This is a genomic window from Alteromonas sp. M12 (assembly GCF_037478005.1).
Taxonomy (GTDB): domain Bacteria; phylum Pseudomonadota; class Gammaproteobacteria; order Enterobacterales; family Alteromonadaceae; genus Aliiglaciecola; species Aliiglaciecola lipolytica_A.
The window spans coordinates 4,689,545-4,711,965 of record NZ_CP144164.1 but is presented as its reverse complement, the minus strand read 5'-3'; the positions used below and the strand labels follow the sequence as shown (position 1 = coordinate 4,711,965).

The window sequence follows — 22,421 nt, the reverse complement described above, 5'->3', positions numbered from 1 at the left end:
ACGTTAATTGTACGATTTCAGTGTGAAAATCGAATTCGAGAATGCTAATGATTCTGTACTAAAACTGTACAATAACAAATTAAATGCCAGATTTTATTGGATTAATTTACATATTTAATTTGACAGAATCTCAAAGTAGGGTATGCTTCGCCTAGCTAAGAAAACCTCGTTAAATATCTACATGTTCGTTGTTATATCGTTGTTCTTCGTCCTGTTGTTTTTAAGTTCGGTCTCTTTTTATGCTAAACCTGCCAATTTTGGCACCCAATTTAATTTTTACAGGAAGATATAATATGTCTGATAAAGTAGTAGGAACTGTTAAGTGGTTCAACGAAGATAAAGGTTTTGGTTTCATCGAGCAGCAAGGCGGCCCTGATGTTTTCGCTCATTTCCGTTCAATCGTTGGTGACGGCTTCAAGACTCTTAAAGAAGGTCAAAAAGTTGAATTCACTATCGGCCAAGGCCAAAAAGGTCCTCAAGCTGAGAACATTCAAGTTATCTAATTCAATTTATCGTTAGACTAGTCTAACAAATTGATAGAAAACTCAAAAAAGGCAATCACATGATTGCCTTTTTTATTGCCTTTTTATGCCATTCTTGACTGTTATTACGATTTAACTGGCACAAATGGACTAATCCGTTGCCAGACTTCTTCTGGTTCTAATCGAGATTTACTGCCAACTACACAGAAAAGCCCTGGGCAATCTGATGAAAAGCTTTTCGCCGTATCCCAATCTTCATATGGATGAGAATCATGGATTAGTAATAACTGTGGGTGGGTCTGACTTCCTGCGGTGATATGAAACTTATCTAGGTTTTTATTTTTCATCGAACACAGATAATACAGCGAATACTCTGTCCATTTCAGCATCAAAAATCGTGATATCCGCCAATTCCCAGGATGTTTAGGGTTGTGCAATGAACATAATGCCTTTACCCAATCTTTTTTCCAAAGTGTGGTTAATTCTTCGGTCAGTTGCTTGGCTAACTTAGTCGATAATATTGCCGGGGTTACGTGCATACCTTTTGAAGTATCACCTACCTCTGGAGACATTTTTAATAGGCGGGCAGACGACTTCCACCATTTAGGGTGAAAACTGCGGGGTTCGTATTGCAGTAGTGCTTTGCCTTGAACAATCAACTTTTCTATAGACAGGGGTTTCAAACAAATAACGTCAGCGTCGAAGGTAATGTAAAATTCGTCAGTGAATTGTGTGTGTGCAGCTATTTTGACAATTTGTTGTTTTCGCCAGCCGCGCATATGTTGATGTTTACCCAATTCTGGTACGAGATCCTCTTCAGACATCACCACGGGATTAAATTGTGCCCAGCGTCTTACTTTTTCAGTGACTATTTGTACTTCGTCTGGCGGGGTAACAATCAAAAACTTTGAGAATAAACCGGGTTCACAGAATGCGTCTAGAGTTTTGAAAAGGATTTCAGTTCTACCTAAGTCATCCACATCGTAACTTCCCCTAACACTCAATGGTAAAATTGCACCAATTGTCATTCTATTATCCTATTAAATTCTCTGATGTATTGATTAAACAACGACAAACATTGCTCAACAGTGGCAGTGACTATTCATCTGCGCTACTTTACTTGAGTTTTGAATAAAAAGGCAATCCATTGAATTGCCTTAAATTTACCTTATAGCCTTTATGTGATTATCTAGTTTATAGCTCAACTTGTTTGGTTGATGCTTCTTTGTGCAAGTAGGCCATCGCCAATTGCTGAGCTGCTTCTTTTAATTCAAGTTGCTCGATGTGCACTTGCCTTAGCGAAACATAAATTTCGGCTAATCTTTCCAAGGCAATAAATAATGACTTTCTATCATTTTGTGCAACTGTTTTGGCTAACTCCTGAGATAACTTTGGTAGTTTGAACTCAATTTTACGTAGACCATTGGGTTCAAATCCATGATTAAACATACCTAAAGGTCCAATCACGGTTTGTCGTATAAACGACACGAAGTCTAGGGCTTCGTATAGTTCGCCGCGAGCTACTTTTGTTACACCATAGTGCATCCAAATCCAAAACCGATCTTCGAACCATTGAGGCGGTTGGATGGGATAATGTCCTTCGCCGCCTTGATATATTTGGCTTAAACAATTATCTACCTCCCATAATACGACAGGCGTATCTACCCGCTGATGGGTGTCTTCTATAGACACAAACTTCAAATCAACATGCAATGGCTCTTCGCACTCGAACAGACAAATTAACAGTCTAGGTTCGCCTACATGCTCTCCCGTTGCACAAGCGACTAGCCTTCCCATGTTTGCAGCTATTGCCTGACGTTGCTGCATTACCTGCTCAAGGTGGGATGGCAAAACGGCAATGACTAAATCCAGATCACTGAATCTATCGACTTTATTTTCTGCAGCAGATCCCGATAGGGCGAGACCCACAAATCGTTCATCTTTCGATATTTGAGAGGTCAGTTTAGTTAAAAAACTTCGTTGGTGCTCAAGTAAAGTAGTTGGAATATTTGACATGAAACCATGCTCCTTTGCTGGCTTGAATTCACTGATTTGAAAACAGCGTGTTGAATCCAAGCCTAATTTTACAATCCCTTCGGCTTCTCCTTTCTACTTCGCAAAGCAGCATTTCAGAATCGCATTAATTTTCAAAGGAGTAAATAGATTGAAGGATAAAAAGGGGCTACCAAAAACACCAATGTTTGCAGTTTTGTTGCTGGAGAAAGGTTTCTGCGTTTTGGCCTTGCAAGAGTGCCAAAGTTGCTAGCAAACCACTTTGAATGCAATGTTGAGCAGCGACGGTTACAGAGCGCGGTGCTTGTTGGATCGGGTAACCGGTTTTCGGATTTAGAACGTGACTATATCGAACTCCATTTTTAAGCAGGTAGCGGTTTGCATCGCCACTTGTTGCCAGTCCACCACTGGCAATATTAACCATGGCAATGCCCCCAGAAGCATTACTTGGGTCTTCGATACCCACCTGCCAATATGGCTGTGATTTGCGCGCTTGGGTAACTTGTATATCACCGCCGAAGTTAACTAAAACAGATACATTTGACGCTACTTGCTGGCATGCTTTAGCAACGCAATCAACCGCATATTCTTTTCCTATACCGCCAAAATCTAATTCAAAACCTACTGGTAAGGTGATTGAATCGGAGGTATAAGTAACATGTTGCCAACCTAAATAAGGTAACAATTCAGTTACTTGTGCATGCTCAGGAATTTTATCTGAACCATCAAATTGCCAGGCCTTTCTTAGCACTCCTGAAGTGATATCAAATAACCCCTCACTAATTTGGTAACAGGTATTGGCAAAGGCAAGCAGTTTGGCTGTTTCCGAATCAATTTTTACGGCCTGATTGTTACTCTGATTTAGCCTATGCATCACATTGTTGTTTTGATAACGGCTATATTTATTTTCGATTCGTTTGCTTTCTGTGTAAGCAATTTTAGTGAGTGTTTTAGCGAGGTTTGTATCCTCACTGTCCAGCAATATCTCACAAGGACTGGCCATAGCAGAAAAGCGACCACAAATATGGTCGCCTCGTTGCTCTATAGTGAAAGGCATTTCAGTGTTTCGCATATCTTGTTCTCAAACAAGCCGCTAAAAACTGTAGCTTACCTGTGCTATCACTGCTTTTAAAGCGGGATACAGATCTTCATCGGCTAAAGAACCTGGTTGCTCAAATCCAGCATTTTCTGGGGTCTGTTGATAATACTCCAAACGAAACGCTAGTTCGTTACCATTTTCTAATTGCATACCGTACTTTAGTCCCAGCGTAATAGCTGTCATCTTACCTAAGCGATAATCTGCACTGGCATGCTCAGGAAGAGGCGTTGCTTGCGACAAAAATGGGTTGTAAAACTCCGCCTCATTTTGTTGATAATAACGAATATGCGGCTGGATATAGCTGGTTTCCGATAGGTTATATCGAAAACGAGTGTCAATCGTATGAGAGTCTATTTCCCAATCGTCAGTTGCGAAACGATAAGAAAAATCTAACACACCTTGATCAAGGGCATATTTGGTTTGCCAGTACACACTGTGCTTGGTTCGCTCTGTCGGACGAGACTCATGCACTATGTCTTGGGTTACTCCTTGCTGGTCAACTATGCTGAGCACTTTGTAGGGGTCATTGTGATAACCATCAGACATCGACAAGCTGTAGTTAAACTGCATCAACATACGGCGATTAATCACTTGAGTGACACCAAACAGCAAATCTATGGTGTCTTTTTCTTCACTACCTTGTATTCGAGTTGCATCAAATGCTTGTTGATAGGCTTCGGCGCTATCGAATTGTCCGTTATCTACGACCATGCTGGCAAAATCCACAGGACGGCCACCTACCGGATCTATGCTGTCAAAAGCATAGGACATTCCTGCTGACAGTGTCGTGTTTCTTTGATTTAGATCCATATCCAGCGAACCGTTTCCAACAATGGATAAATAATCATATTCTTTGGAAACTTGTAACCCGCCACTAACCCGATAGTTTTCACCTAAAGGTTGTGTCCATTGTCCACTTGCCTGTACCCGAGTATCTCTAAATGTATCATCTAGAGGTGTTTCACCCCCTTCTACAGTATAAGAATCGTTACCAGAAGGACGGGTAAATGTTTGTACGCCAGATTGCGCCACCGCCCCTGATGCCGAAGCTCCGGTTAGTGTATCGATTACCAACTTACCATTAAAATAGTGTTCATTGCCGAAGTCTTTATTGGCGTTGAATACACCTTCTACAAGTTGCACTCTGTCCGTTTCACCGTAGTACAAAATGGCAGTATCGAACTTCCATTCCTCGGCATTGTCTTCAGCTTGGACGCTTGTGCCTAATAAAGCGCAAGACGCCGCAGCAAGCAGGGCACTGACGTTTTTGCTTTGTTTTAGTTGCATCCACAACCTCCGCCTGCAAATGAACGTCCACCACTGGTCGCTTCCTTACTAAAATAAATATGATCATCTAGACCAATATCTACACCTTCGGAATCCAGTGCCATTTCATCTTTAGCTAATAGATCGCGCTCCCAAGGTTGGACACCTATATTTGCACAACCAGCTAGTTGCAACACTGCGATCATGGCAATAAAAATCGTATATTTTCGTTTCATTTTTTACGCTCTCCTATTGGTTAAGTAGCGTGACAATTTCTTGTTCATAAGATGCGGATTTATCTACATGAAATCCCTTGTGAGCGACCACAAGTTCACCTTGCCTGTTAATTAAGTAACTAGTCGGCATACCTGGAATTTGATATTGGCTGGCTAAACTGCCTTGGGGGTCGAAGGCAATTTTGAATTGAGCCGGATATTTAGTTAAGAATTTTTGCGCAAGCTTGCCGTCTTTATCTAAATTTACTGCTAACACGACCAAGCCTTCAGACTCGTATTTGCGGGTCATTTCATTCATCCAAGGAAAGGATTTTCGGCAAGGTTTGCACCATGATGCCCAGAAATCCAAATAGACTACTTTGCCCTTGTAGTCACTTAACTTGATATCTTGCAATTGAAAGTCGGGTGCCGGTAAAGCACTCGATTGGAAGTGTATTAATAGAAACAGGGTTAACAGCAAAAGACGCATAAATTACTTAATCTAAACCACAATGGAGATAGAGTAAGTTATCAACCTTAAGCGAACCTTAAGCTTTGAGAATACAGATTAAGTTTTTGGATGGGGAATAGGGGGTTGCGTCCGAACTTTAAAATTCGTACTCGAGCACAAAGCGTAAAGTATGGTCTTTGCTATCGCCATTGAAACCGGAGATAAAACCTAATTCCCATTTTAATTGTTTTTGCCCTTGGTAGCGTTGGATACCCATAAATGCAGGGCCGATACCGACAAAGTTTTCTCCTGTATAGATTTCTACTGAGGGTTGAAGCCATGGGTGCCAACGATATCTGTATTTAAGCCTGAATTGGGGAATGACTTCGCTTTCGGTATCGATACCTCTATCGTTACCCCATACATAACTGAGTAAAAAGTTAGTGGTTAAACTAGTAGAACCAAATTCTTTTTCGATCAAAATACCAGACGTTGCTTCCCATAGGTCTCTGTCATGGGCTTTTTCAATTTCAAACAGCGCGCCCCAGTCAGCCCAATACTGTCCTTGTTCTGTCAGCATCCAGCGAGCTTCTACTTCATAAGATGCTAAGCCAAAGTCGTCGTTTTCGTCTCTGGCTGCGACTAAATAGAATTCTAGAGTCATGTATTCTGAAACTGCCGTTCCAAAGGCAAAACGTTGGGTTAGCAAGTTACCGTCATCATTCTGGCGCGAGGCAAATCGCCATTCTACTTCTCGCTCATTTGGTAGAACATAGGGGTGGTATACCTTGTCGACAGAGCCTTCATCGGCGAAGACCAGCGGGCAAAATATCAAGTTTATGAGTACACATAAAAAGCTGAAAAGCTTCATATTTTTTGCTCCATAAATACGCTTCTTGTTGTGTTCAGGAAACAGCCCATCAAAATCGGCACTATCAAAGCTGCTAAATAAATCAAAATATATAATCCTGTTGGCGATGACTCGTAACCTATCAATGTGGTAAGAAATTGGCCGATCTCATTTTCATCTGAAATGAATTGCTCAGTGCTCCAAATTTTTTGTGAGGTGACCAAGTCTGTCTGTTGCAATAAATTGGCGATGTGAGAGAACTGACCGACAGCAAATATTAAAAACAGATAGCGGGCCACTTTGACTTTTTGTAATGGTTTTAATAGCAGTACAAGTAAAGTGGCAATGCTTGTACAGATTCCAATACCTAAAATTAACCCTAAAAATAACGAATTACTCTGTTCGTTGACTTGCCAGAAACTGACATAAAACAGCAATAGGTTGCTGGCATTTAGAATGATGATACAAGTAACAAAAGATGTGGCTAAAACACGGGCGGTCAAACTGAGTCTAAGGGGACGATTAACAAAAAAGCACAGCGCAAAGATGTAACACAGAATAAGCAAAATGATTTTTAAAAATTCAAATCCCAAGCCATCTGCTAATTCAGAGATGTAACCGATATTTTTGAATACGCTCAAGCAAACAATAATGCCGCAAGCAATACCAAGAGGCAGCCAGTGCCGCCAGTTCGGTATCAAGACGATTAAAATGGCTATCGCCCAAAAGATCGGCAACGCATCTTTTAAGAAAAGCACCACTGTATTACTTAACATCTTGATTCTCCTCAGTGGACACGACGTTAACAAAGCCAATTGCTGTATTGGGGTGATATTCTCCAAAGTAACGATACCTACCGGCATCTAAAGGACCGACGTAAATACTTGAGCGACTATTTGCAAACACTACTTTTTCTCTGTTGAGGTCGAAACTATCAATTTCTTCAGGAGTATCATCCTGATTGATAAAGGTGATTTTTACTTTTTTGTGCTGCGGAATATCAATTTCTGGCGGGTAAAATAGATGATTTCGAATCGTGATAGTAATTTCGTCGATGGCAAAGGCGTTAAATGATAGCGCAACAAACCCTATCATCAATTTCTGCAAGACGTTTTGAATCCTTCTGGTGAGCAAGTTTTTCATGCAGAATAAAGCTCAACAAGCACACTCAAACCACCTAAGTCGGATTTACCTAGTGTAAGCTTGCCATTGTGCATAGCGACTATTTGTTCGACTATGGATAAGCCTAATCCACTTCCTTCGATTTTACTTTTTTGATGATTCTGACCACGATAAAAACGTAAGGTAGATTTAGCTTGCTCATGTTCGGGAATACCGGCCCCTGAATCGTCAACGTTAATGTGTAAACATTTATCATCCAGACTTAAGTTTATCCGTATATCACTATTCTCTGGTGTGTATTTATTGGCATTACTAATCAGGTTTTGCAGCAAGGTGTAAAGCGCAAATTCATTTCCCCGAAATTCACAAGACTCACCATTGAGTTCAATATTTTGGTTTTTTTTATCGATATTTACATAAATATCGGAAATGACTTTCTGCGCTATTTTATAAGGATCAAAAGTGTCAAAGTTGGCTGAAATTATTTCAGGATTGGTACGACTTAATAGCAAAATTTGATTTACAACATGAATCATTCGATCAGTATCTTGTTGTAAATGTTTAATATCTTCGTAGTCTGAGCATTGACTCTGCTGTAAATTGTGCAAATTTATTTTCAGTACGCTCAGTGGCGTTCTTAACTCGTGTGCGGCATGACTGGCAAATTGCTTTTCCCGCTCAAATGCGGAATTCAACCTGGTTAACAAACTATTAAGTGTGTTCACCGTTGGCAATAACTCTTCTGGCGTTCGAGACAGCTCAATAGCCGAAAAGTCGTTTTCTCGTCGAGTAGACAACTGACTGGTTAGTTCCCGCAGCGGTGCTAAACCATAGGTAACGAGCAAGAAAATCGCTAACGCTAAAACTGGGATAGCAACAAAAAATGGTGTCATCGCTGAAATCATCATTTCTTCGGTAAGCTCAAACCGAGTTTTTAAAGGCTGAGCAACAAAAACCCAAGTAAAGGTTTGTTGATTGAAGCTAGCGTAAACCCGCCATCGTTGGGCATTGAAGTTCTGGTCGGAATAACCGATTTCAAACGGCGCTATTGGGGTTAATGGCACATTACTTGTGCGCAAAACTAAGTTGCTAGCTGACCAACTTTGAATCGCTAGATCTTCATTTGACGCGGGAATCGTATCGTTAATTTGATTAGGTAGGTTAGTAATACTCTGAGCGAGTGTTTTCAATTCAGCGTCGAATAAAACCGACGACATTTGCATTCCTGAACGATACCCTTGCAGTGCGGCAATGAAACTAATCAGCGCGATGGCACTGATAAGAAGTAAAGTCAGATATTTACGAATTGAATCCATTTAAGCAGGGTAGGCTCGCTGATTTATACTGTAGCCTACACCACGAACGGTCTTAATAAAATCTTCAGGTAATTTTTTGCGCAGATTGTGAATGTGAACTTCGATTGTATTACTTGCCACTTCATCGCCCCATTCATATAGCTTAGATTCCAGTTGTTGTTTGGATTGAATACGCCCAAGATTTTCCATTAAGGATTTAAGCAGGGTAAATTCACGACGGGAGGTTTCTATTGGCTGATTATCAATTATCAATAAGTGATGAGTAATATCTAGGCTGACTGGTCCGCAGGTTACTAAGGACTGTTGAGAGGTGCCTAACCGCCTTTCCATCACACGTAAACGGGCCAATAATTCTGACATTTCAAACGGTTTTGGCAGATAGTCATCTGCGCCCTTATCTAAGCCTTGGATTTTATCCGAGGTAGAGTCACGGGCGGTTAATATCAGTGTTGGAATCGGGTTTTTTTGTTTGCGGATTTTATCAAGTAAGGTTAACCCATCCATATCCGGCAATCCAAGGTCAAGAATCATTAAATTGCAATCGTCTGAGTTTAGCGCGGCTATCGCGTCTTTGCCGTTGAACACACAATTAACGGCATAGCCTTGGGTTCGCAATGATTTGCTTAAGGCTTCCGATAACGCGTGGTCGTCTTCTACTAATAAAATACGCATAATAATTGATTCTTTTTCATTTACAGCAATCGGTTGGGAAATTGACAATAGGTTAAGTCAGTTACAAATTGCATATTGATCTTCCCTATCATTATAGAAAGTTTACCTTAAAATAGTATTAACGCAGATAAATAGACGACAGAATTTTTAGCCAAAAAAAACGGGCACTTCAGTGCCCGTTTTGATCGTCGTTTGGGGTTGGTTTAAAATTTATAACCAACAGTCAGTGAATAAACAAATGGGTCAATATCCACATCCACTGTTCCAGCAGTCCCATTATTAGTAAATGTTGCTTCAGTGCTGATATCTATATAGCGCGCTGAAGCGTTAACAAACCAATTGTCGTCCAACATGTAATCAAAGCCGATTTGTGCAGACAAACCAACAGAGTCATCTAACTCTAAGTCACTAAAGCCCGCTTCTTGATTGGCTGCGGTGAAATCTTCACTGAAGAAAATAGTGTAGTTAACACCTAAACCAACATAAGGCTGAAATGCACTATCGGCATCTAAGAAGTGGTAATTAGCTGAGATAGTTGGCGGTAAGTGTTTTGTTGAGCCTAATGCGCCCACTGTGTCTAAACCAATATCATGTTCAAAAGGCGTTGCTGCTAGTACTTCAATCGCCCAATTGGGTGACAAGAAATACGCAAAATTTAATCCTAACTGAGTGTTGTTATCTACATTCACGCCAACACCAACATCCGTGCTACCGATAAAAACATTACTGCTTGATTCATCTGGTGCAACAGTGGTTACACCGGCACGTAAAATCATATCACCGGTTGTGTAGGCTTGTGCATTAGTAGCGCCAAGAGCGATAGCTACAGCAAGATAGACTGCTAGTTTTTTCATGTGTTTCTCCATCGAAATATGTGTTTAAGTTTGATGGGGAAAGCTTACGGCATTGAATTTTTCTGATATTGATCTGGCTCAACCAAAAACGCTCGAAACATTGATGTAAATCAAAGTTTTATAATACATGCCTCAAGAATAGCTGAATTGCACAATGGGAATGTATTTTGCGCCTTTTAGTTTTGATATTCGCTGCTTTTTTTAATCTGCCAAATTACACCTGCTCCAAAAGCATAATTATTTTTATCCACTAATAAGGGGCTTTCGAGGTTGGCGGCTGCATTATGGAAATGATAGGTCGCACTCATAAACATGCGAACAGTAGGGGTCACATTGAACATGTAGCCGGTAGAGAGTTCCAGACCCAAATAGCCTTGTTTTGCATCGTATGCAGGCCGCTGTTGGGTGGCGAATTGGCTATCAACTTGGTAAAAATAGTCGTGCAGTTTTTCTGTGCCCCAACTAGGAGATACACTAATTCTAAAGCGATCTTCGGATTGCAATGCGCCAATGTATTGGTAGGTCAATTCTGGGTTCAACACATATCCTCGGTGGGATAATGATGAAAAATCAGTTGAGAATACCGCGCGACTTTGTACTTTTAATTGGATTTGCTGAAGACCAGTGGCTTTTTTACCGCTTTCGAAAAGCTTAAGACGAATTTGTGGGCCTACCTCGAAGACAAAATCCAGATCGGGCATACCGGCGCGCACTGAGTCGTCACTGGAGTCTGCGCTAAAAGCAGCATCAATAGACAAATCTATTTCTATCCAATCCTTTTCCACCGCAACCGCACGTATAACGCTATTTTCGCCTATTCTGAAAATATCGCCGCGATAAATAAAAAAAGGGACTACAAACCCATTGTTGTGATTCTTAGCTGCGCCTGGATATTCTGGGGTGCTAAATCCAGCACCGACGATACCTGCCTCCCAAAGTGGTTTTTTGGTGTGTTCATCGTCCATAGTGGTATCGATTTGAGCTAGGCAAGGAAGGCAAATAAGCGCCAGAAAAGGCAATAAGAGGCTTGGTGTTAGATTCACAAAAATACCGTTCGAATACATATAGTATCGAAAACTTACTACAGTAAATGGAATGAGCTCAAGTTTAATATTTTAAAAGTCGTTGAAGCAGTACAGAGATAGCAATACGGACACGAAAAATTATTGAATAGCAGGGAGAGGAATAATCAGGGCCTACCTAATTTAGACTAGATAGGCCCTTTACGTCATAGATTATGCGAGTTTAAGCTTTTTCTCTAAATAGTGGATGTTTGTACCACCGTTAAAGAAGTTTTCATCTGCCATAATGCTTTGCTGTAGGGAAATGTTGGTTTTAATTCCTTCTACAACTAATTCATCAAGGGCATGTCGCATTCTCGCAATTGCCACGTCACGATTTTCTCCATAAGCGATTAACTTACCGATCATAGAGTCATAGTGAGGAGGTACACTGTACCCGGCATATATATGAGATTCCCAACGAATACCGAAACCACCTGGCGAATGGAACATATTAATTTTTCCAGGGCTAGGCATAAAGGTCGCTGGATCTTCTGCATTGATTCGACATTCAATGGCATGACCGCGAATCTGAACATCTTTTTGTTCAATGGATAAAGGTTGACCAGCAGCAATACGAAGTTGCTCTTTAATCAAATCCACACCAGTGATCATTTCTGTGACAGGATGTTCAACCTGAATACGTGTATTCATTTCGATGAAATAGAAGTCGCCGTTTTCATAAAGAAACTCAAAGGTTCCCGCGCCACGATAGCCAATTTCGATACAGGCTCTACGGCAACGCTCACCAATTCGCTCACGGGTTTCTGAATTAATGCCCGGTGCAGGTGCTTCTTCCACTACTTTTTGATGACGTCGTTGCATTGAGCAATCACGTTCACCTAAATGAACTGCATTACCTTGACCATCAGACAGCACTTGAATTTCAACGTGACGTGGGTTTTCTAAGAATTTTTCCATGTACACAGTAGCATTACCAAAGGCAGCACCGGCTTCGCTTTGAGTCATGGAAATCGCATTGATTAGTTCTGACTCTTCACGCACAACGCGCATGCCTCGTCCGCCACCACCGCCAGCTGCTTTAACGATAATTGGGTAACCAATTCGTTTAGCAATGGCTTTGTTGCGCTCTGGATCGTCATTAAGAGGACCATCAGAACCTGGCACACATGGAACACCCGCTGCTTTCATAGATTTGATTGCCGACACTTTGTCGCCCATCAATGTGATAGTTTCAGGTTTAGGACCAATAAAAATAAAACCACTTTTTTCAACTGCTTCTGCAAATTCTGCATTTTCAGCTAAAAAACCGTATCCTGGATGGATAGCAACTGAATTAGATACTTCAGCAGCGGCAATGATTCGGGGGATATTTAAATAGCTTTCTGTGGCTGAAGCTTTGCCAATACAGATTGATTCATCTGCAAGCAAAACGTGTTTCAGATCCTTATCTGCGGTGGAATGTACAGCGACGGTTTTAATTCCCATCTCTTTACATGCACGCAAAATTCGAAGTGCTATTTCACCCCGGTTCGCAATTAAGACTTTATCAAGCATGATAATTGGCTCGCTTATTCGATTACGAACATGGGTTGATCAAATTCAACAGGTTCTTGGTTTTCTACCAAAATTTGTTTTATGACACCTGCTTTATCTGCCTCGATTTGGTTCATCATTTTCATTGCTTCAACGATACACAAAGTATCTCCAACATTCACTTTTTGACCCACTTCTACAAAAGCAGGTGAACTTGGTGAAGCTGAACGATAGAAAGTTCCAACCATAGGAGATTTAAGCACATGACCAGACACTTCTGGAGTTGCGGCTGGTGCTGCGGCAACTGGGGCTGGGGCAGCCGCGGCTACTGGTGCTGGAGCTGGTGCGTATTGCACGGGAGCTTGTGAAGAAGCGCTAGCCCTATGAATGCGTACTGACTCTTCACCTTCGGTAATTTCAAGTTCCGAAATACCAGACTCTTCAACTAGTTCTATCAATTTCTTTATTTTACGAATATCCATTTAAGCTCTCTTTAGTTACTCATTAAATTAATTTGGCAATGTTGTTTGGCAGCAATTAAAGCTGCTTTATAACCGTAATCTCCTAATCCACAAATTACCCCTTTGGCAATATCGGATAAATAGGAATGTTTTCTAAATTCTTCTCGTGCGTGCACATTTGAAAGGTGCACTTCAATAAACGGAATGCTAACACTTAATAAAGCGTCTCTAATAGCCACGCTAGTATGGGTAAATGCACCGGGGTTAATAATAATAAAATCTACTTCCCCCATAGCATCATGAATTCTATCTATCAGTTCATGTTCCGCATTGGACTGCAGATGCTGCAATTCAACACCTTCCTGATTTGCTAGAATTTTCAATTCATCTACAATATCTTGTAGAGTCTTCGACCCGTATATCGTGGGTTCACGCTTTCCCAGCATATTAAGGTTTGGACCGTTTAATAATAAAAATTTCACGAATTTGTCGCTATCTTCTTTTAAATTTCATTGTTGCGATACTCTTAACGTAAATCTAGTTAAAGTCAAATAAGAATCGCCTGAAAAACAATCAATTAAAAGTTGTTTGTAGTAATTATAGAGAATAGTGGTTAATTAGCAGCAAAATACTGGTCTTATCAGCGAAGTTTCCTGCATCTTTTTTAGGTTTTAGCGCAAAAGGTAATATTTATTGAATTATTTAGCCCATATTCATCTAGCTCATGTATCCCAAACGAGCTTAATGGGTAATTTTTTAGGGGACTTTGTAAAAGGAAGTAATTTACAACATCTTCCTGGTGCAGTGCAGCATGGAGTGCGTTTACATAGAAAAATCGACTCTTACACAGATCATCACCCAGTTGTTAGTGCGATGAGAAAAAAGTTTCCAGCCGATTTACGGCGTATTTCTGGTGTTATTATTGATATTTATTTCGATCATTTATTATCTGTACATTGGCAAAATTTTACCGCTCAACCGAAACAACAGGTGCTGACTGAATTTTATCAGCAATTGAAAGCAGAACCGCTTAAGCACAGTCAACACTTTGCGTCTGTTCGTGCAGGTTTATTAAAACATCGATGGTTACAAAATTATGATGACCGGGAAAATTGTTTTGGCGCTTATCAACAGATTGAAAAACGTCTAAATATGCGCATTAAATTCGCACAAGACGGTTATCAATTTATGAATTTGTATCATGATGAGATAGAACAAGATTTTTTGGAGTTCTATCCCGAACTCATACATTATGTGCAAACAGTTCAATTAGATTAAAGGATCACTTATGGCAGTACATGAAATTAAACACCCGTTGATTTTGCACAAAATTGGTTTGATGCGAGCTAAAGGGATTAGTAGCAAAGATTTTCGCGAGCTAGCCAGTGAAGTTGGCAACCTTTTAACTTATGAAGCGACACGGGATTTGAAAACCGAAAAAGTCAATATTCCTGGTTGGACAGGAGAACCAATCGAAGTGTCCAAAATTAAAGGTAAGAAAATTACTGTGGTACCAATCCTGCGGGCTGGGTTAGGAATGTTGGATGGTGTGTTGCAGTTGATTCCGAATGCTAAAATAAGTGTTGTTGGGTTATATCGTGATGAAGAAACACTAGAGCCGGTAGCCTATTTTGATAAAGTGGTGAAAGATGTCGATTTGCGTACCGCGTTAATTGTTGATCCCATGTTAGCCACGGGTGGAACATTAATCGCCACCATAGATCTGTTAAAAAAGAAAAAGTGTAAAAAGATACTCGGGCTTTTTTTGGTGGCCGCGCCTGAAGGAATCAAAGAGGTGGTTAAAAAACATCCTGATGTTGACATATATGTGGCAGCGATAGATAAAAAATTAGATCACCGAGGTTACATATTGCCAGGATTAGGAGACGCCGGTGATAAGATATTTGGCACTCGTTGATTGTATAACTGATTTTTAAAACAATATTGATGGTTTAATTAGAATCGTTGATTATTAACTGATGTTGAGTATTAATCGCATATAGAACTTTAGTTTAGTTTGGCCTTTGATAGCCGGTTTTTTCTATTGTTCTTGGGCTAACCTGTGTAAACTCAGATTTTGTTCATTAATTTTACATTCTAAATCTATAACAGATTGAACTGTGGGGTACTTTTAAGTTTGTTTAAAAAGCTTAAAAATCGTGTTGTTGTTTGCGGATTAACTCACTTCTGTCAGTTTCTTAGACTCGTGTTGTGTGCAAGTTTTGCATTTTTTAGCGTATCTCAGGTTTCAGCCGCACCGTTAATCAACGAACCCAAATTTACTCAGTTATCAACTTCCCAAGGGTTGTCTCAAGACACCGTTAATGACTTACTAATTGATTCAAGTGGTTTTTTATGGGTAGCAACCCAAGCCGGGCTAAATCGATTTGATGGTTATCGAGTTAAGCATTTTGATGGTAATCAAATGCAACTTGCCGATATTTCTATCGACACAATCTTCGAAGATAATAATCAAAATATTTGGGTTGGTACTCGACGTTCCGGCTTATTTAAAATCGACACAAAAACCGGGGAGACTACCCTCATCGAGGACTTTTCTGAGGGTGAAAGTACTTGGTCTGATAGGGTCACTAGTATCAACGAATTGGCAAATAACCAAATTATCGTGTCCACAGAGCGCAGTGTTTATATCGTTAGCCCTGATTTGGGAAGAGCATCGCTGTTATATAAATTGCCCGAACATAAACAAGTCGCTAAATACCAAATCAATGCCACGCTGTTTTTAGAGGATAGACTTTTGTTGGGGCGCAGCGATGGTTTGTTCGAGATTGAGCTCAATACAGGTAACGAACGTCAGATAAAATTAAAGAACAAGACGAGTGATGAACCTATCACTAAATTGTTTTTAGCCAGTGATAACAAAATATGGATCGGCAGTGAAATAGGCCTATTTTGCTTAATGTTCGATGAGAATAATCAATTTGGTCTCATCGATCATGCTTTGAGCATTCCTATTTTAGAAATTTATGAAACAAGTTACGGTAGTTTATACATAGGTTCAGAGCAAGGCTTGTTCAGTTATGATCCGCCATCTGCTCAACTGCAGCATTATTTTAGTCCTTCCGATAGTCGCTATTACTTATCATCCGATAACGTTACTGCCGTTGATATGGATAACAAAGGGAACCTGTGGATTGGCTCTTCCTTCGATGGTGCGCTGTACTGGTCGACGCAAAGTGTTAAATTCGAAAACGTGAGTCAAAACAAAGATGAAACCATTCAGTTAAGCAGTAACAGTGTGAAGTCTTTTGCGCAGTTTAATGATGACGGTTTATGGATTGGTACCAGTAATGGCCTGAATTATTATGATCTCAAAGAACATGAATTGCGCGGACATTGGTTTACAGAAGATATTGTAGGGCTCAAAAGGGCCAGAATCAGAGACATAGAAACTTTTGGTGATACAACATTATTGTTGAATACTGACGGTGGGCTATGGTCTTTCGATACTATTACCAATACCTTTTCTCCACCGAAGAGTGTTAACTCAGACGTTGCTAAGCTTTTAAATAGCAGAATGGATAGCTTTGCCAAAGATAATAATGGTTTTTATTGGTTAAGCAATTTAGAAAAATTCTATAAATATGATGCGGTCACTGGTGTGGTAACAGAAGTCGATACTTTGAATGAGCAAATTGATGCTAGCGCGTCTTACGGCTTCTTGAGTGTTAGCAAACTGTTCAAAGACATATTATGGATAGCTCAAAGAGAACAGTTGTGGGCTTATAATACGCAAAGTGACTCGCTGCAAAGTGTGCACAAATTAGAACGAGCAAGTATGGGGCAACCTGTATATCCAGAAAGTATCGTTGAAGATAATAATGGGACGCTTTGGATCGCTTACCCAGGAGCTGGTCTGGTGGGGTTAGATTCGACGATCTATACACCTAAGTATGGCTTCGACAAAAAAGATCTATTGCCCAGTAATATGATTTATGGCATCCATCAAGATAAGAGCGGTTCGATTTGGATGAGTTCGCATGCTGGTTTGCTTAAGTTTGATCCCTCAGGCCCCTATCTCCAGCAGTACGGAATTTCCCAAGGACTAGACGGAAAAGAATTTAATGGCTTGTCGCATATAGTGTTGCAGGATGGACGCTTGGTATATGGTTCTCAGAAAGGGTTAACCATTTTTGATCCTTTAGCGTTTGAAGCACATGATGGAAACCCACCCCAAGTCAGCATTACGTCTATCAAGCTAAGCTCTAACTCATTAAAAATGCCTTTGGTGAATTTGGATAAACGGGTGGTGCTTCTTGATCATAAAGATGCAGGCTTAACCATTGAGTTTTCTACGCTGTCGTTTGAACATCAAAACACCACTCAATACCAATATAGACTTGATGGCACCGATAGTTATATTTATCCGGCAACGACAGACTCTCAAGTTACCTTCCCTAAATTAGATCCAGGCGAATACATTTTTTCTGCGATTGCTTTTGATCCTACCACTGGTGTTGAGAGCTCACCTGCTTCTGTGCATATTTTCGTAAAATATTCGCCTTGGTTGTCTCCCGCAGCGTACGCCATTTACATTTTTATTTTCGTGTCTTTGGTGTTGTTCTGGTGGTATCGACGGGATCTTCAAAATAAACAGGTAATGGCAGCTCACGGACAAGCTCTGCAGAGCAAAAACCGACTAACTTTGGCGTTAAGTGCGAGTAACAGTAATGTTTGGGAGTGGCGCTCAGATACCAACCAGTTTTATGCGCCGAGAATCTCTGATGAGTTAGATTACAAATCTGATGATAATTTAATGAGTTTTGATGCACATCTTGATTTGATTCACGAAGATGACCGAGCATTATTTGAATCTAACTGGCAGGCATTTATTGATAAAAATAGTCACGGTTTAGATGTCACTTATCGATTGCGGGCCAGAAACGGTGAATGGTTTTGGTATCGTGATGTGGGTAATGAAGTTGTTGACCACAGCGGATTAAGAAGTGTTGTCGCGGGAACCTATAGCAATGTGACAGAAACGGTCGCGGATCGAGAAAAGGTTAGATTATTTGGTGAGGCATTTAAACATACTCGGGATTGGGTTGTTATTTTTAATACCGAGATGGTGCCGGTAGCCGTTAACACTGCGTTTTGTGAAGCCTTTGGTATTGATGAAAATGGCGACCTAAAAACACAATTAAACCGCTTATTTAAGCTGAACGCTGAATATCCTCCTCGATTCTGGAAAAAACTATCCGAGCTTGGAGTGACAGGGCATTGGAAAGGGGAGGAGCAACTAGTAATCGACAACGACAAAGTGTCTAACGTGCTGATTAATATGACTTCCATTGCCAGTATGCGTGCGCAGGGTGAAATTGATTATTATTTGATGATCATGTCGGATATTAGCGAGCAAAAAGAGGCTGAAAATGAACTTCGCCGCCTAGCTAATTTTGATGGCCTGACTAACCTTCCTAATCGAACGTTACTGTTAGATAGAATTAAGCATGGTATTGATCACGCAGCCAGACACAAATCTAAAATGGGTATATTTTTTATCGATTTAGATCGCTTTAAGCAGGTTAACGATAGTTTAGGGCATAAAGCCGGTGATGAACTACTCAAGGTTGTTGCTCAGCGTTTAACTAATTTATTGCGACAAGATGACACCGTGGCTAGGTTAGGTGGTGATGAATTTGTTGTCATGGTTGAAGAAGTTAAACACCCCGATCGCCTGAGTATTTTGGCTCAGCAGCTTATTGAGATTCTTGAAGCGCCAATACAATTGGGTAATCAAACTGTTAGTGTGTCCTCTAGCGTGGGTATCGCGATTTACCCTGGCGATGCAGACACGCCTGAAGAACTGTTGAGAAACGCAGACTTAGCGATGTACCACGCAAAAGAGCAAGGGCGCAGTGATTTTCAGTATTTCACGCAACATATGAATGAAAAAGCGCAAGACCGATTATTAATGGAAAATCGCTTGAAAAAGGCCCATCAAAGTAAGGCCTTTATCAATTATTACCAACCAATCGTTAATATCAATACCGGTGTGGTAGGTGGATTTGAGTTATTAATGCGCTGGCCTGACACTAATGGCATGGTTCCGCCGGATCAATTCATTCCTGTGGCTGAAGAGTTAGGACTGATTGAGAATATGACATGGGATGCGTTAGAGCGCGCTATGCCGGTGTTGAGCGAATGGCAGAGTAAAGGGCGAGAGGTGTATTTATCCGTTAACCTTTCAGCGCGACATTTTGAACGACAAATCTCCATTGACCATATTGTATTGTTATTAGAGCAGTATGGGTTACCGGTTTCGACGTTACGATTTGAAATTACCGAAAGTGCATTGATGAGAGACTATGAGCGCGCATTGCATTATATGGAGTCTATGCGCGAACATGGATTTATTATTGCGCTCGATGATTTTGGTACCGGCTATTCATCGCTCAAATATTTAAAAGAGTTTCCTATTCAAGTACTCAAAGTGGATAAAAGCTTTGTTGATGATATTGGTAAGAACAAGAGTAACGAAGCCTTAGTCTTAACTACGCTGCGCATGGCTGAGAGCCTTGATATGTATTGTGTAGCTGAAGGTATTGAACAACAAGAACAAATTGATTTCTTTAAATTACATGGTTGTAATCACCTACAAGGTTATTTTTATTCTAAACCAGTGCCTGAAGATGAAACCGCTGCATTGCTTGCGAAAAGCTGGTTGCAGTAAACAAAATTAAATCCCTTTAATATTTCGCAGCTTAGATAAATAGCCTCTGCTAGTCGCCTACCCAAAACATGAAGATCCTTATTTGCCTTCATTTTAACAAGCATAGGAAAACGCTATAGCGGCGGACTAATAGTCAAAATTCAGCTCATCTCAGCATTTAACGATGCAGCGCTAAACTGACCCTTTGCTTCTCAGCAACCGTTAGTTTAATACCTGATTTACATGCTTTGCGAAGGGGCCGGCTTTCATAAATCCGGTTACCCTTGCAGAGGACAATTCATTGCCTTGTAAATCAAAAAATAGAATAGTGGGTAATCCCAATACGTCAAAGGCTTGTTGAAATTCAATATTAGTGGCAGTGTTATCCGTGAGATCGATTTGCATCCAAACTGAATCGGATAGGGCATCCACTACTTCAGGATCTGGGAAGGTGTACTTTTCGAACTCTTTACAAGCCACACACCAATCGGCATAAAGGTCGACCATCACTGATTTTCCTTGTGCGTTGGCTGCAGTTAACTTTTCTTCAAAGTCCTGTAAGTTTTTCACCAGTATAAATTTAGGGTGATTACTGCCGTCAATATTTGTAGAAGATGTTGCCGCTGTTATTGCGGTCGAGTGGCTTTGGTTGAACTGGTGATAAGCATATAATACTGAGCCAATTAACCCTGCAAAAATAACTAGGCTGCGGATCCCCTTCCAAAGGGTCGTGGCAGTATTGAGGTTCATCACATAAAAGTAAGTAAAAGCAGAAAGCCCTAACACAGACCACACATATTCGATCCAAATATTACTGACTAAGCGCTCTAAAAAGGTCAGAGCAACAACGAGCATCATAAAGCCAAACGCAACTTTCACTACGTTCATCCAATTGCCTGCTTTAGGAAGTAATTTACCGCCAGTTACCCCAAACAAGATCAGTGGAATACCCATTCCTAAACTCAATGCATACAATGCAAAGAAGCCTAGCAACTGATCACCCTGTTCGGCTATATATAATAAAATGCCAGTTAACGGTGCCGTGGTGCAAGGAGAGGCAACTAATCCCGAAATCACGCCCATCACAAAAGCACCAATAAAGCTGCCGCTCTTTTGTTTATTACTCAATCCATTAAGTTTTTCTTGCCATTTAGACGGCAGATGCAATTCGTACGCACCAAACATCACGAATGCAAGAGACACAAAAATAACGATTAATCCCCCTAAAATATAAGGGTTCTGTAGATACGCGGTAAATTGAGCACCTGCGGATGCAATGACTAATCCCAATATTGAATAGGTGATTGCCATGCCCTGCACAAACATAAAAGATAAACTAAATGCTTTTGAGGTACTGATTGATTTACCCTGACCAATCACAATACTGGATAGGATTGGGTACATAGGGAAAACACAAGGCGTAAAGGCTAAGCCAATCCCCAACAATAAAAAAGCAGCTAATTTGAGGATAAGTAATTGTTCACCTTTGAGTAAGTCTGCTAACTCAAATTGTTGAGAAACTGGCACTGAATCATTGTTTGGTTTGGCCCCACTACTTTGATTCATTTGGGTGTTTAGTGTTGTACTTGCTGCTTCAAGCACCTCGTCCAAATAAACCACTTGAACCGTTGGTGGATAACATAAACCCGCATCAGCACAGCCTTGATACTGAAGTTTTACTACCGCATCTTTTTCCGACCTGAGTACGCTATAGTTGATCTCTACTTGGTCGTAAAAAACAGGCTGAGGCTCTTCGAAGAACTCGTCTTCTTTGATAAGTGCTTCAGGGTAAATTGGCTGACTAATCTCAGCGTTTTTTACCACTGTCTTAAATTGGTTTTTGTATAAGTAATATCCCGGTGCAATATTAAAACGCAAAAAAAGCTGGTCGTTTTTCTGGTCAAAATCAAACTGAAATGCTTGCTCTACAGGCAAAAATGTCGGTTCGTCTGCGAATAAATCATCAAAAGCTTGGTTGCTTTGAGCTAAGCTCATCCAAGGTAATAATACAAATACGGTTAACAATATAAGACGTCTAAAGTTCATTTAAGGCTACTTTCAATCCAATTTAAATATGCTTCACTGGCGGAGGCATTATCAAGAATAATCCACTGAGGAATATCATAGGGATGCAAGCTTAAAGTCAACTTAAGTGCATCATCTAATTTATTCGACATTGTTTTTATTATTAAGTGCATTTCTGCGTCAGTAACGACTTCATCTTCCCAATGATAAAACGATGTTATCGGCTGAGATATCTGCACGCAAGCAGCGAGCTTAAGGTTTACCAACTCACTAGCAATTTTTTCAGCTTGTTTCTTCGTTGGGCAAGTGGTTAAAACTATACAAAATTGCGAACTCATTATTACACCTTTTATACTCTGTCCAT

At 40.5% G+C, this 22,421-nt stretch carries 22 protein-coding genes; 4 read left to right on the top strand and 18 right to left on the bottom strand.

The features are described from left to right. Nucleotides 1–293 precede the first annotated feature (293 nt). Entirely contained in the window at nt 294–503 is a 210-nt protein-coding gene (locus VUI23_RS20210; protein WP_008846166.1) for a cold-shock protein, read from the top strand. 104 nt (nt 504–607) lie between these two features. Here VUI23_RS20210 and VUI23_RS20205 read toward each other — a convergent pair whose 3' ends face one another. The 16 genes from VUI23_RS20205 to aroQ all read right to left on the bottom strand — a co-directional run bounded on the left by VUI23_RS20205 (nt 608) and on the right by aroQ (nt 13,841). Beyond that, a complete protein-coding gene (locus VUI23_RS20205; RefSeq protein ID WP_303500316.1) occupies nt 608–1,510 on the bottom strand; it encodes a DUF6492 family protein in 903 nt (300 codons plus the stop codon). Nucleotides 1,511–1,676: 166 nt separating this feature from the next. Then, nucleotides 1,677–2,498, bottom strand: a complete 822-nt coding sequence (locus VUI23_RS20200; RefSeq protein ID WP_342805737.1) for an aminoglycoside 6-adenylyltransferase — start codon at nt 2,496–2,498, stop codon at nt 1,677–1,679. A 166-nt stretch (nt 2,499–2,664) separates the two neighbouring features. Continuing rightward, a complete protein-coding gene (locus VUI23_RS20195; protein WP_342808325.1) occupies nt 2,665–3,498 on the bottom strand; it encodes an FAD:protein FMN transferase in 834 nt (277 codons plus the stop codon). Between the two features lie 90 nt (nt 3,499–3,588). Continuing rightward, nucleotides 3,589–4,881 carry a DUF3570 domain-containing protein gene (locus VUI23_RS20190; RefSeq protein WP_303500318.1) on the bottom strand — a complete coding sequence of 431 codons (1,293 nt, stop codon included), beginning with the start codon at nt 4,879–4,881 and terminating at the stop codon, nt 3,589–3,591. After that, nucleotides 4,872–5,096 (bottom strand): DUF4266 domain-containing protein, encoded by a 225-nt coding sequence (locus tag VUI23_RS20185; protein ID WP_342805735.1) that lies wholly within the window; start codon nt 5,094–5,096, stop codon nt 4,872–4,874. Before VUI23_RS20185 ends, VUI23_RS20190 begins: the two co-directional genes overlap by 10 nt. Before the next feature lie 13 nt (nt 5,097–5,109). After that, nucleotides 5,110–5,565 (bottom strand): TlpA disulfide reductase family protein, encoded by a 456-nt coding sequence (locus VUI23_RS20180; RefSeq protein WP_303500319.1) that lies wholly within the window; start codon nt 5,563–5,565, stop codon nt 5,110–5,112. Between the two features lie 118 nt (nt 5,566–5,683). Beyond that, the gene (locus tag VUI23_RS20175) at nt 5,684–6,397 is read right to left on the bottom strand and encodes a hypothetical protein (protein ID WP_216047849.1); all 714 of its coding nucleotides are present in this window, start codon (nt 6,395–6,397) and stop codon (nt 5,684–5,686) included. Then, the gene (locus tag VUI23_RS20170; protein WP_216047850.1) at nt 6,394–7,152 is read right to left on the bottom strand and encodes a hypothetical protein; all 759 of its coding nucleotides are present in this window, start codon (nt 7,150–7,152) and stop codon (nt 6,394–6,396) included. The genes VUI23_RS20175 and VUI23_RS20170 overlap by 4 nt, the downstream gene beginning before the upstream one ends. Next, nucleotides 7,142–7,471 (bottom strand): cupredoxin domain-containing protein, encoded by a 330-nt coding sequence (locus tag VUI23_RS20165; protein ID WP_252729018.1) that lies wholly within the window; start codon nt 7,469–7,471, stop codon nt 7,142–7,144. The genes VUI23_RS20170 and VUI23_RS20165 overlap by 11 nt, the downstream gene beginning before the upstream one ends. Nucleotides 7,472–7,515: 44 nt before the next feature. Further along, nucleotides 7,516–8,814 carry an ATP-binding protein gene (locus VUI23_RS20160; protein WP_342805733.1) on the bottom strand — a complete coding sequence of 433 codons (1,299 nt, stop codon included), beginning with the start codon at nt 8,812–8,814 and terminating at the stop codon, nt 7,516–7,518. Beyond that, nucleotides 8,815–9,486 (bottom strand): response regulator, encoded by a 672-nt coding sequence (locus tag VUI23_RS20155; RefSeq protein ID WP_216047853.1) that lies wholly within the window; start codon nt 9,484–9,486, stop codon nt 8,815–8,817. It abuts the gene before it with no gap. A 203-nt stretch (nt 9,487–9,689) separates the two neighbouring features. Beyond that, complete coding sequence (locus tag VUI23_RS20150; RefSeq protein ID WP_216047854.1) at nt 9,690–10,340, bottom strand: OmpW family outer membrane protein; 651 nt, start codon at nt 10,338–10,340, stop codon at nt 9,690–9,692. Between the two features lie 176 nt (nt 10,341–10,516). Continuing rightward, a complete protein-coding gene (locus VUI23_RS20145) occupies nt 10,517–11,383 on the bottom strand; it encodes a MipA/OmpV family protein (RefSeq protein WP_342805731.1) in 867 nt (288 codons plus the stop codon). A 192-nt stretch (nt 11,384–11,575) separates the two neighbouring features. Continuing rightward, nucleotides 11,576–12,919 (bottom strand): acetyl-CoA carboxylase biotin carboxylase subunit, encoded by a 1,344-nt coding sequence (gene accC, locus VUI23_RS20140; RefSeq protein WP_216047855.1) that lies wholly within the window; start codon nt 12,917–12,919, stop codon nt 11,576–11,578. 14 nt (nt 12,920–12,933) lie between these two features. Continuing rightward, the gene (gene accB / locus VUI23_RS20135; RefSeq protein ID WP_303500323.1) at nt 12,934–13,380 is read right to left on the bottom strand and encodes an acetyl-CoA carboxylase biotin carboxyl carrier protein; all 447 of its coding nucleotides are present in this window, start codon (nt 13,378–13,380) and stop codon (nt 12,934–12,936) included. A gap of 11 nt (nt 13,381–13,391) precedes the next feature. Continuing rightward, entirely contained in the window at nt 13,392–13,841 is a 450-nt protein-coding gene (gene aroQ, locus VUI23_RS20130; RefSeq protein WP_216047857.1) for a type II 3-dehydroquinate dehydratase, read from the bottom strand. Nucleotides 13,842–14,052: 211 nt separating this feature from the next. On the opposite strand from aroQ, the gene VUI23_RS20125 reads away from it, so the two are divergent. The 3 genes from VUI23_RS20125 (at nt 14,053) to VUI23_RS20115 (ending at nt 20,053) form a co-directional block, all read left to right on the top strand. Continuing rightward, the gene (locus VUI23_RS20125; RefSeq protein WP_216047858.1) at nt 14,053–14,637 is read left to right on the top strand and encodes an ACP phosphodiesterase; all 585 of its coding nucleotides are present in this window, start codon (nt 14,053–14,055) and stop codon (nt 14,635–14,637) included. 10 nt (nt 14,638–14,647) lie between these two features. After that, on the top strand, nt 14,648–15,277 hold the full coding sequence (upp, locus tag VUI23_RS20120; RefSeq protein WP_342805729.1) for a uracil phosphoribosyltransferase: 630 nt from the start codon (nt 14,648–14,650) through the stop codon (nt 15,275–15,277). 219 nt (nt 15,278–15,496) lie between these two features. Then, nucleotides 15,497–20,053: an EAL domain-containing protein gene (locus VUI23_RS20115; RefSeq protein WP_342805727.1), complete on the top strand. Its 4,557-nt coding sequence runs from the start codon at nt 15,497–15,499 to the stop codon at nt 20,051–20,053. Nucleotides 20,054–20,254: 201 nt separating this feature from the next. Here VUI23_RS20115 and VUI23_RS20110 read toward each other — a convergent pair whose 3' ends face one another. Both VUI23_RS20110 and cutA read right to left on the bottom strand, forming a co-directional pair. Continuing rightward, entirely contained in the window at nt 20,255–22,078 is a 1,824-nt protein-coding gene (locus VUI23_RS20110) for a protein-disulfide reductase DsbD (RefSeq protein ID WP_342805725.1), read from the bottom strand. Continuing rightward, nucleotides 22,075–22,395 carry a divalent-cation tolerance protein CutA gene (gene cutA / locus VUI23_RS20105; protein WP_216047862.1) on the bottom strand — a complete coding sequence of 107 codons (321 nt, stop codon included), beginning with the start codon at nt 22,393–22,395 and terminating at the stop codon, nt 22,075–22,077. The genes VUI23_RS20110 and cutA overlap by 4 nt, the downstream gene beginning before the upstream one ends. Nucleotides 22,396–22,421 lie beyond the last annotated feature (26 nt).